The 10,608-nt window shown below is 54.4% G+C and carries 12 protein-coding genes; 1 reads left to right on the top strand and 11 read right to left on the bottom strand.

What is annotated here, in order from left to right; genetic code table 11:
• Window positions 1-69: 69 nt before the first annotated feature.
• The 5 genes from JW953_14370 to JW953_14350 all read right to left on the bottom strand — a co-directional run bounded on the left by JW953_14370 (window position 70) and on the right by JW953_14350 (window position 5,039).
• The gene (locus JW953_14370) at window positions 70-1,398 is read right to left on the bottom strand and encodes a cellulase family glycosylhydrolase (GenBank protein MBN1993881.1); all 1,329 of its coding nucleotides are present in this window, start codon (window positions 1,396-1,398) and stop codon (window positions 70-72) included.
• A 90-nt stretch (window positions 1,399-1,488) separates the two neighbouring features.
• The gene (locus JW953_14365; GenBank protein MBN1993880.1) at window positions 1,489-2,070 is read right to left on the bottom strand and encodes a hypothetical protein; all 582 of its coding nucleotides are present in this window, start codon (window positions 2,068-2,070) and stop codon (window positions 1,489-1,491) included.
• A 1-nt stretch (window position 2,071) separates the two neighbouring features.
• Complete coding sequence (locus JW953_14360; protein MBN1993879.1) at window positions 2,072-2,593, bottom strand: class IV adenylate cyclase; 522 nt, start codon at window positions 2,591-2,593, stop codon at window positions 2,072-2,074.
• Window positions 2,594-2,600: 7 nt separating this feature from the next.
• On the bottom strand, window positions 2,601-3,836 hold the full coding sequence (locus JW953_14355; GenBank protein MBN1993878.1) for a metallophosphoesterase: 1,236 nt from the start codon (window positions 3,834-3,836) through the stop codon (window positions 2,601-2,603).
• 12 nt (window positions 3,837-3,848) lie between these two features.
• Complete coding sequence (locus JW953_14350) at window positions 3,849-5,039, bottom strand: DegT/DnrJ/EryC1/StrS family aminotransferase (protein MBN1993877.1); 1,191 nt, start codon at window positions 5,037-5,039, stop codon at window positions 3,849-3,851.
• Between the two features lie 186 nt (window positions 5,040-5,225).
• Here JW953_14350 and folK point away from each other — a divergent pair, with 186 nt between their 5' ends.
• Window positions 5,226-5,738 (top strand): 2-amino-4-hydroxy-6-hydroxymethyldihydropteridine diphosphokinase, encoded by a 513-nt coding sequence (gene folK / locus JW953_14345; GenBank protein ID MBN1993876.1) that lies wholly within the window; start codon window positions 5,226-5,228, stop codon window positions 5,736-5,738.
• 21 nt (window positions 5,739-5,759) lie between these two features.
• On the opposite strand, the gene JW953_14340 is transcribed toward folK, so the two are convergent.
• From JW953_14340 to JW953_14315, 6 genes are all read right to left on the bottom strand, one after another.
• Entirely contained in the window at window positions 5,760-6,209 is a 450-nt protein-coding gene (locus tag JW953_14340) for a GNAT family N-acetyltransferase (GenBank protein ID MBN1993875.1), read from the bottom strand.
• Complete coding sequence (locus JW953_14335) at window positions 6,206-6,931, bottom strand: hypothetical protein (GenBank protein MBN1993874.1); 726 nt, start codon at window positions 6,929-6,931, stop codon at window positions 6,206-6,208. Before JW953_14335 ends, JW953_14340 begins: the two co-directional genes overlap by 4 nt.
• 45 nt (window positions 6,932-6,976) lie before the next feature.
• Window positions 6,977-7,717: a hypothetical protein gene (locus tag JW953_14330; protein MBN1993873.1), complete on the bottom strand. Its 741-nt coding sequence runs from the start codon at window positions 7,715-7,717 to the stop codon at window positions 6,977-6,979.
• Between the two features lie 221 nt (window positions 7,718-7,938).
• Window positions 7,939-8,898, bottom strand: coding sequence for a sugar ABC transporter permease (locus JW953_14325; GenBank protein MBN1993872.1), 960 nt, complete (start codon window positions 8,896-8,898; stop codon window positions 7,939-7,941).
• Between the two features lie 42 nt (window positions 8,899-8,940).
• On the bottom strand, window positions 8,941-9,723 hold the full coding sequence (locus JW953_14320; protein MBN1993871.1) for a carbohydrate ABC transporter permease: 783 nt from the start codon (window positions 9,721-9,723) through the stop codon (window positions 8,941-8,943).
• Between the two features lie 246 nt (window positions 9,724-9,969).
• Complete coding sequence (locus JW953_14315) at window positions 9,970-10,497, bottom strand: HAD hydrolase-like protein (GenBank protein ID MBN1993870.1); 528 nt, start codon at window positions 10,495-10,497, stop codon at window positions 9,970-9,972.
• Window positions 10,498-10,608 lie beyond the last annotated feature (111 nt).

The following is a 10,608-nucleotide window of genomic DNA, read 5'->3' as shown; positions in this document are numbered from 1 at the left end:
TTTGATAAAAAACGTCTCCTCATTCTAACATAAAACATTGGTTTAAGTAAAGTCATGAAAAATTTAAATTTACCACCGTGAATATTTGGGCATGGCAAACAAAGCCTGGGCCGCCGGGCTGACAATGTGGCCATCCGGGCCGGGGCGCAGGATGGAGTAGCCGGAGGCGGGATGGCATTGGCCGTAGCGCCCGGTGAGGGCAAAATCGTACACCACAAACATCGGCCCCATCCAGGGCCAGTTTTGCTGGGCGTAATTGTAGGCGGCCACCAGGTAGTCGGCCTGCTGCTCCGGCGTTACCTGCCAGCGGGTGTGCTCGCCAAAGTCGCAGTTGGGGATGCCGGCCAGCCAGCTAAATTCGGTGGCCCAGATTTGGGTGTCCGTATCGCCGTACTGTTCCATAATGGCCCGTTGGGCTTCGGCTTTGCGGAAATAGGGCCAGCCGTTGCCCTGCTCGTCAATGCCGGTGGGGTGGTCGTAGGGCCAGGGGCCGCCATAGGGGTGGCTGCCGATAGCGTCTACCAAACCTTTTATGCCGTTGGCGTACATTCCTTCCAGAAATTTAAGGTCATCGTAATCGCCGCCGGGCGAGGGCGCGCCGCTGACAATGATGGCCTGGGGGTCGGCCTGGCGGATGGCGGCGGACGTTGCCCGTAGCAGGGCGACGTATTCGGCGGGGTTGGGATTGCCTTCCCACTCAAAGTTGAGGTTGGGTTCGTTCCAGATTTCGTAGGCAATGGTTTGGTAAAGCGAGCCGTAACGGTTGCGGATGAATTCGGCCGCTTCGGCGGCGTTTTCGGCAAAGTCTGCCACCTCGTCCGCCGTGCGAGGAGCGTCGGGCAGGCCGGCCTGGTTCCAGATGATGAGTTTGAGCAGCACGTGTTCGGCGCCGCTTTTGCGGAGGTCGCTGAGCAGGTTGTCGGCGTTGGTTTTAAAGTTAGTGTCGTTACGAATATTGAGATCGTGTTTGGCCCAGGTGAAACCGCCCTGCACGGCCAGGTCCATATTTTTGGCCTCGGCCAGTTGCACGCCGTAACCCAGGTGATACTGCTCAACCGTGTGGGTGGCTTGCGCGGCCTGGGCAGCTTGAGCGGCGGCGGTGACGGTGGCCGCGATGGGGGTGAGGGTGGGAGGCGGGGAGGGCGGCAGCGTGGGTGTGGCCGCGGTGGTCGGCGTTGGTGTGGAAGTTGGGGGGAGGAAAGTGGGTGAAGGGGTAACGGTGGGCGTTGGGGTAGGGTTGGGCGTAGCGGTGGGTAAGGGGGTGAGGGTGGCCGTGTCAAAGCTGACCAATTTTAGCCGGGTGGGGGGTGGTTTGATCTCTGCTTGGCTCAAAAAATTGCCGCAGGCGAGGAGGGGGATGAATAGAAAAATGATGCCGGGCAGGTGTCTCAACTTCACTAAATGCTCCTGAAAATAGGGTCACGTGTCATCTGTCACGTGTTCCCTTAATTTGTCTTTGAAGGGATGAGGCGCTGTCAATGAGTGTTTTTACATTGACCTCTGCCCCAGAGCCTGGTCAAGAATATGCAATAAACGGTTGCGTTCGCGGGAGTAATTGAGCCACAGCCCGCCAACATAAACTACCAGAAAAACAACGGGGAAGAGCCACAGCCAGGAAAAGCCAAAGAGACCCTCTTTAAAAACCCTGAAAAAATTGGTTAAAAAAAACAGCACCACCAAGCTGATAACAATAAAAATTACCAGAGATGATAGCGGCAGCCGGAACTCCAGCCGGATTTCCGGCGCGCTGAGGTCCACATAACCCACAAAGGGGATGCGCCGGGCGCGGCGCCGGTAAGAAGAAGGCTGCCACAGGGAGTGTTCGGCGGCAATGAGCACTTCTCGCCCCTCGATGAGAATAAAATTGCGGTTGAACCGGGTCAGGTGGGGCAAGGTTTCCAGAAGCTGGCACATTTCCCAGGCCAGCGGCGCCGAGCCAATTTTGACGCCGCGTTTGAGTTTGCCTTCCGGCCGGGTGAAACCGTTTAGCTCGTAAGCGCTCCACAGGCCCAAGCCAATGATGATGACGATGAAAACGGGGAAAAAACTTCCACCACCCCAATCAGCCACGTCAATCCTCCTGCGTATCTCCTAGCAGGTCAATGTAAGCTCCCTCAACCAAATCACTTTCGGCAATGCCTAATTTTGCCATCAGGACCGAGGCAATAGCTTCACCTGCGGCAGGGGTATCGGTTTCATTCAACACCACCTCAAATTCCAAAAAATCGCCCAGCCCCTCAACCTTGTCCAGGTGGATACGGGTAGAGCCGACCATATAAAGCAGCCGTTCTTTACAGACAACGCCGCGAACGCCCCAGGCGGCGGCCAAAATGGCGGCCAGGGTTTGGGGGGCAGGGGTGGGATAAATGAAATAATTTGATTGTTTGGGGCCGGCAATGTCTTCTCGCTCGTAGTAGATCAGTTGGCCCCGGTTGGGGGTAAGTTGGCGCAGTTTGAGCCGGCCTTTGGGCGTGTGGAAAAAGGTGTCTTGCTGGGGAATGATTTCCACCGGCGTGTCGCTAAGTTTTTCGACCCGCTTTTTCAACCGGTCGAAATCTTGCACTTTGGCTTTGATTTCGATGTTGGTGGCCATAAATATTTTACGCCCCGTTCAGGTGAAACAGGATAATTTCCGGCGGGCACAATAAACGGAGCCGCGGCGCGCTCAAGCCCTCCAGGCCAATGCCCCGGCTGATGTAAAGCGTGGTGCCGTTTTTATGGTAAGGCCCCATTTCATATTGTTTGCCCAGGGCGCTGCTGGTAATAACCGCGCCGTAAAACGGCAGCCGCACCTGGCCACCGTGGGTGTGGCCGCACAAATAGAGGTCAACGGGGTATTGCTGCGCCACCGGCATCAACTCCGGCGAGTGGTAGAGAAGCACCCGCACCGCCTCGGGCGGGGTCAGGCCGATGAGTCTTTTGAAGGTCAAGGCGTCCGATTCCAGGTCGTGCTCGCAGTCTAAACCCAGTAAAGCGAGGGTGCGGCCATCGGCAAAGTGGAGCAGCGCCACTTCATCCCGCAGCAGACGAATGCTCAAGCCATCAAACAGCGAAGGCGTGGTGTCGCGCGGGTCAACCGGCGGGCTGCCCAACGTGGCGTAAACGCCATAGGGAGCGTGGAGTTTGGCCAGCACTTGGCGCGCTTCGGCGCGGGCGGTTGGCTCGTTGACATAGGAGAGGTTGAGATAATCGCCGGTGATGACAATGAGGTCGGGCCTGGCTTCATCAATCAGGGCCAAGAGCCGCGCCTCGCGGCGGGTCAGGCGCTCAATGTGAAAGTCGCTCAGATGAAGCAAACGAAGGGGAGGGGCAGCGGCCGGCAGAACGGGCAGGCGGATGGTTTGATGGGTGAGGGACAGGGCAAAAGGTTCTTGCAGAGTGCCCCACAGGTAAATCAACGTGCCGGCTAATTGGAGCAAGGCCAACGTTAACAGGCCGGTGAAGGGGCCAAAAACCAGGGCCGGCAGAACGGCCAAAATTGCCGCTCCCAGGCGGGGGACCGTCATTACAAATAGTTGGGGGCCAATTGGGCCAAAGCTGCGCCCGGAATGAGGCAGCCACCACAGCAGCAGCCAGTCGGCCAGGGCCAGGGGCAGGTAAAGGCCCGCCGCCACAATTGCGCCGGGGCCAAAGGGCCACCACACCAATCCAATCAAAGCGGACACCGCCAGCAACCCGCCCGCCAATTGCCAGCCGGACCAGGCCGCCGGTCTGAGGGTCAACAGAAAGAGCCGGTGCAGCCAGCGGTTTTCCAGTATCTCTTGTTGGGGAACCGGGCGGGCTTGGTCAAGGGCATGGAAGGTGACCGTGAAGGAGGTGGTTTGTGCTTGCCACATCAACCTTGACCCTTATCTGTAAAATTCGGCGATGGAGCCGGTAACAGTTTGCAACTGTTCCTCGGTCAATTCCGGGTAAATGGGCACGGCCAGGGTGTGGGTGGCCGCGACCTCGCTGGCCGGGCAATCGCCGGATTGGTAGCCCCAGGCGGCAAAACATTCTTGCAAATGGAGGGGCACGGGATAGTAAATTTCGGTGCCAATTTGACGCTCCTTCAAAAAGGCGCATAATTCGTCCCGGTTGTGGCTGACCCGCAGCACGTACTGGTTGTAAATGTGGCGGTGTTGGGCAAAAGGCCCGGCTTCAGCCTGAACGCGAGGCGCGTATTGGCCGGTTTCGGCGGACTCCGAGGGCAGGGTGAGCAGCGAGTCGCCCTGGCCGGAAATATGGGGCAGGCCCAACTCGGTGAAAAGTTCATTGTAGCGGGCGGCATTGCGCTGCCGGCCGGCGGTCCATTCATCCAGGTATTTCAGTTTGACCCGCACCACCGCGGCTTGCAGGGCATCGAGCCGAAAATTGCCGCCCACAAATTTATGGTAATATTTGGGTTTGCTGCCGTGCACCCGCAACATGCGCATCTGTTCAAACAGGTCGGGGTCATTGGTGGTTACTGCGCCGCCGTCGCCAAAGGCGCCCAGGTTTTTGGAAGGGAAAAAGGAAAAACAGCCGATGTGGCCGATGCTGCCCGCCCGGCGGCCCTTGTACTCCGAGCCGATGGCCTGGGCGGCGTCTTCAATGACGTAAAGGTTGTGGCGTTGGGCAATGTCCATAATGGGGTCCATATCGGCGCATTGGCCGTAGAGGTGAACCGGGATAATGGCCCTGGTTTGGGGCGTTATTTTTTCTTCAATTTGGGCCGGGGCCAGGTTGTAGGTGTGGGGGTCAATATCCACAAAAACCGCTTTGGCTCCCAGCCGGGCCACGCTGCCGGCGGTGGCAAAAAAGGTGTATGGGGTGGTGATAACCTCGTCGCCTGGCTGGATATTGAGGGCCATCAGGGCTATGATCAGGGCATCCGTTCCAGACGATACGCCCAGGGCAAACTCTGTGTGACAGTAGGCGGCTATTTCTTTTTCCAGGGCCTGCACTTCGGGGCCTAAAATAAAATACTGGGCGTCGCACACCCGGTTGATGGCTTCTTGTATTTCGGCCTTGATAGAGGCATACTGTGGTTTCAGATCTAACAAAGGGACAGGGGGCATTGGGGTTCTCCTATTTTTATAAGTTATTGACCAACGACCAATGACCAACGACCAGTGACCAACGACCAATAGCCAATGGATGGTCAAGTTGGCCCGTCGTCCTTTGTTGTTGGTCGTTCGTCCTTCGTCGTTGGTCGTTCATCCTTCGTCGTTCGTCGGTGGGGCAGTATAGCAGAGAAGTTACCAATGAACAAAGCGCATTGTATTTATTTAGCCCTGGGCGCTAACCTGGGTCATCGTGAAAATAACCTCAAAGAGGCCGTGCAAAAATTGCCTCCCCCGGTAGAGGTTTTGGCCGTTTCCCGGCTGTATGAAACTGCGCCGGCTTATGTGCCGGATCAGCCCGCTTTTCTGAATATGGCCCTCAAAGGCCAAACCGACCTACCGCCGCCGGCGTTGTTGGCCTATCTCAAACAAATTGAAGCAAAAATGGGCCGCCGGAAAAGTATCCGTTACGGCCCGCGCCAGATTGATCTGGATATTATCTTTTACGACGACCTGGTTCTGGCCACGCCCTCCCTGCAAATTCCCCATCCCCGCCTGGCCGAGCGAGCCTTTGTTTTGCGTCCCCTGGCCGATATTGCCGCCGAGGTGGCGCATCCTCTCCTGAAGCGAACCGTGGGCGAACTGTTGGCCGATTTACCGGCTGAAGATGGGATTTTACGCGCGAGGGAGTGGGCAGGCCCTGAAACCAACTGAGCCGCCAGGCCAACAAAATACTTAAAGTTCAGTTGTTTGCATGTTTTTGATCATGTAACGCAAACCGTTCTCCAGCCGGTCGTCGAGCCAACCATGCCGGCGATAGAAGGAATAGGCCTTTAGTTTTGGATCAATATCCGTTGTCAGCCAGAGCTGGGTGCAATCACTTTCTTTAAGCCAATTTTCCAACATGATTAACAACCTGGAACCAACTCCTTGGCCAATGTATTCCGGCAAAACCGCGATCACCCATAATTCCCCGGTTGATTTATCGCCCATGGCAAACCCAACCACCTGGCCCGCCGCTTCGCACAACCATCCCTTAAAACTCCCCTTTAATTTTTCTTTGACCGACTCTGCCGTAATATCCAGCGCCTCGAGTTCGGCCTGGGTTAGCCTGTTTTCGTGCGTGGCCGTTCTTACGGCAAAGAGGGCGGGCATATCGTTTTCTTTGATTTCTCGGAAATTCATTTTTTTGCCGCGTGCCCTACTCTTCTAAAAAACACGCTCAACAATACGCCTGCCACAATCAGCGTAATCCAATCAATCAGAATAGCCGCCACCTCATATCTGTACTCAAGGTCGCGCCCGTAGAGCAGGGCCAGCAGGATAAGCGAGCCAATGGCCAGCACAGCACCGGCCATAAAGAGAAGTTGGATGATCCGCTCGAGCTTTGTTTGCCGGCTGAACACGGCGGCCACAAACAAAAAGGCTACGCCCATCGTCAGATAGCCAACATCTTCCAGGGCAATAAATATTCCGTGCGGGTTGTATTGCGAGAACAGCGAAAGTCCTGCCGCCTCGCCCTTTAGCAAACTGGGCTGCACTACCGCCAGTTGAATAAAGTAGTTTATGACATGGGTCGTGGCCGAGATTATGGCAAAAGACAGGGCAATTTGACTGAATACTTTCTTGTCGGCAGCAGCGTAGGCGTGGAGGCAAACCACTACCACCACAAACAGCAGCGCCATTAGCAGGGCCGGATACATCCAGATGTACTCTATAGGCACAAAGGCGGCCACATCAGTATAGGGATAAGTAACGCATGAGTCCACCAAATCAACCGAACCCGCCATACAAAACGGCCCAGACCGCGCCGGGGCGGTGGTGACGGCGATACCCAAGGCCGCCGCAGCCGTAACTGCGGTGAGAATTGAGGCCCAGAAACCAAGCCGATACACATTATTGGTCATTTTATTTATCCTTTCTGATTGGAATAAGATTATGTTGGTGCCGGGCTACGATCTGGCGATGCCGCGTACAAAGAGCACAAAGGGGATGAAGCACATGGCGCAACAGACGAGCATCATCACAATATCACCCACGGGCACTGGTGAAGCGTTGTAAAACGCCGGGAAGGCCAACACAGGGATAAGCCCGGCGAACAGCAGGCTGTACATCAAGAGCAGCCCCGCGCCGCCAACATACCCAAGCGCCTCGCGTCGCCACAGCAGCAGCCCGCCGATGAGACAGGCGGGGGCCACTGTGGTAAAATCGGCGATCAAGACGTAGACGGGATGCTCCGGTTCGCTTGGCGGCTGGCCGGTAAGGGCGGTGACGATGGCGCTCACATTCATGACAATGAACAGGGCGGTCAGGCCAACCAAAATGCCTCCGGCCACTCTGGCCGGCACGTTGCCCTTGAGCCGCCGGCGTACTGCCTCGCCGTCAATGCTTGCGGCCAGGCCGATGGTGGTGTAAACGTTCAGTGTAACCAAGAGGAGGTATGGCAGAAACAGCACTCCAAACGGCACGCCGACGAGATTGGTGATATAACTGTACAGAATATAGAGCAATATGCCCGGCCAGCAGAGCAGGCCGATGAGCGTACCTCGTCGCGCCAGCCACAGCGAGCCAAGCAGGATGGGCAGGCCAACAACCAAATGGAACACGTCTACGGGGGCAAATGACATGATCAGTTCATCCGTTGGATAAACTGCGCCCGGAAACAAAAGTCCGGCAGCAGCCGCACCAGCCATAATGACTGCGATCACGAGCGAGGACACATACGCCAGTGTGAGGCTGCGCGTGACCGGCAGGCCGGCAGATTTGGACTCGGTACCCCCTGTCTTCTTAAAAAAATCATTGGAAACGGTTTGAGTAGATATTTTTCCCTCCTGATGTTTTATTTTCCAGGGTGACAGTCACTGACAAAGTGACTGTCACCCTGGAATGCCTCAACAATTGGCGTAAGTTTTACTTATTCTTCTGCCCCGCCAATTTTGTACAATCTTAATTGTAGAGCGGTGAGGAAAACGGCAATAAAGAAAACCAGCCAGCCGATAGCGGTGGCATAACCCATCCGAAAGTAAGAAAAAGCCACATCCGTAATATAAGGGATAAAAAACCAGCCTTGTCCGCCGGGGCCGCTTAAACTGTCGCCAATAGAGTTCGATGCGAAGACGATCGCCTGAATATCATAGGTTGTTAGAGAACCCAGAGCGATGATAATGGTCACATAGGCCAGCACAGGCTTGAGCAAGGGCAAGGTGATATAAAACAGCCGTTGCCAGTAGTTTGCGCCGTCTACAATGGACGCTTCAATAATACTTCCTTCTATCCCCGACATTCCGGCCAGGAAAAAGACCGCGTGATACCCCATCCACATCCAAAAGGCAATGGTGAGCAGGGTAGGCATAATGTATGTCGGCAAAGTGGCCCACAAAACCCGTGACCCGCCTAAACCCTGGACAATGGCATTGGCCAACCCACGCGACTCGCTGAAGAACCAAAGCCCAACCAGGCCCATCAAAACACCGGGCAAGACCGAAGGAATGAAAAAGAAAGTGCGGAATACCCCTCGAAAGAGCAGCAACGTTGAAGCCAGCATGGTGGCCAAAAGAATAGCTACCGGCACTTCGGTAATCAAACTGCCGGCAAAAAAGTATATGAAATTCCGAAACGAGGTCCACAGGTGCCGGTCGGTGAAAGCTTCGGAAAAATTTTGAAAACCAACCCATTGCCAGTCGCCGGTATAACCCAGCGACTCGGAAAAGGCCATTTGAATAGACCGCACCAGGGGATAAAATTGAAAAACAAAAAACGTGATAAAAAAGGGAGCCAAAAATAAGTAAGGCATCCACTTCCGCTGGTCGCCAAAAAAACGCATCAACCTGGATCGTTGTTTGGGTTGGGTGAGGGGTTCGGTTATTGTTGTCATTTGATCTCCTTATTTAAGTGGGCTGAGCGCCCTGCTATGTTATTAGCCCTTGAGCATGCCGGCCATAGAGTTGACAAAGAATCGTTGTGAATAAGCATAGAAGCCCAAAGGCACCACCGCCGCCAGAATAGCCACGGCAGATGAAACGATGAGGGCATAGGGATCGGCCACGGCCAAATTATTAAGCAGCAGGACGGCGGGTATCAAAAGTTGTTTGCTTTCTTCCGAAATTATAATTCCAGGCCAGAGCAAATCGTTCCACTGGGTGCGCACAATAAGGGTGGCCAGAACAAGGATGGGGCCTTGCATGGTGGGAATCACCAATTTTGTGAAAAGGCTAAATTCGTTACAGCCGTCAATCCGGCCCGCTTCCAGCATTTCCGTAGGCACCCGCAGCATAAATTGGCGCATCAAAAAAATGCCAAAGGCAAAACCGCCCACGCCGGGCAGAATAATGCCCCAATAGTTATTGAGCAGGCCCAACTCGCGCACAACCACAAACTGGGGCACAAGCATTGTTTGGGTGGGCAGTAACATTACGGCCAGAATGATCAAAAAAAAGATATTGCGGCCCGGGAACTGAAGTTTGGCCAGGGTATAACCGGCCAATGCCGCCGAAAGCGTGCTCAAAAAAGCGGTGATGGTGACCACTAATATTGAGTTTTTAAAATGAATGCCAAAGCCATATTTAGTAAAGGCCAGGATATAATTTTCCAGGGTAAATTGGTTGGGCCAGGGAATAAGGGGATTCATATACACGTTAAGTTTGTTAAATGTATTGGCCACCAGCACCAGGAAAGGCCAGATAAATATAAGTGATATCATAACGGCAAACGCCGTTAATAGAAATTTGTGCCGAATAATCCGGTTGCTCCGATATATTTTGCCGGCATCTGTTAGGATTGGGTGGGTTGCATTTGCGGCCATATTATTTTTGTTGCACCTCCAGAAGAGTTTTATTTGGGTTTAAGCTTGTTGAGTATATCATACTGCGTTATGGCTGACAAGCTGCCGGTAGCTGGGCAGCTGCAGGCATTGCCTGCGGCTGCCCAATTTAAAGCCGAAACGAAGTTACGAATGGTTTTCTAACGAGGCAATGAGGGGCAATAATTCGGTGGGTGTTTTAAGGGTGTAGCGGGGCATTTCGGTGTCATCCGCCGGAACTTTCGACCGCCGCGGCGCCCAATCCAGCCATACGCTAATGAGGCCCAGTTGGTTGGCGCCTTTGATATCGCGGGCCAAGTTGTTGCCCATCATGATCACCCGGCCATAGTCTTGGGGAGCCAAGTTCAACTGATCCAGGGCATGGGTGAACATCCGAGCCGCCGGTTTGTCAACACCCACCTCCTCAGAAATTGCCAGCGCGTCGAAAAGATGGAATAACCGGCACGTTGTTAAAATATTACGGAATGTGCCGACCGGGCCATCCGCCACTAACGCCAACGGATAACCCCGCCGCTTTAACTCGCGGACCGTTTCAGCAACCCCGGGAATGAGTTCGGCTTGCACTACCACGCCATGTTCGTCTCTAATTTCGGTGGCTTCGTCCACCAGCGTATCGCCACAATCCAGGCAAACCGCCAGAATATAGGGTGACATCTCGGTTCCCTTTTCGGTTTGAATTAATTACTCGACTTTTGCAGTGACATAAGATTTAACATTAACAAGAAAATATGGGATAATAAAGGTCAAGCTAATCGGTATTCAAAT

Source organism: Anaerolineae bacterium (assembly GCA_016931895.1).
Lineage (GTDB): Bacteria > Chloroflexota > Anaerolineae > 4572-78 > J111 > JAFGNV01.
This window is presented reverse-complemented; position numbering and strand designations above follow the sequence as displayed.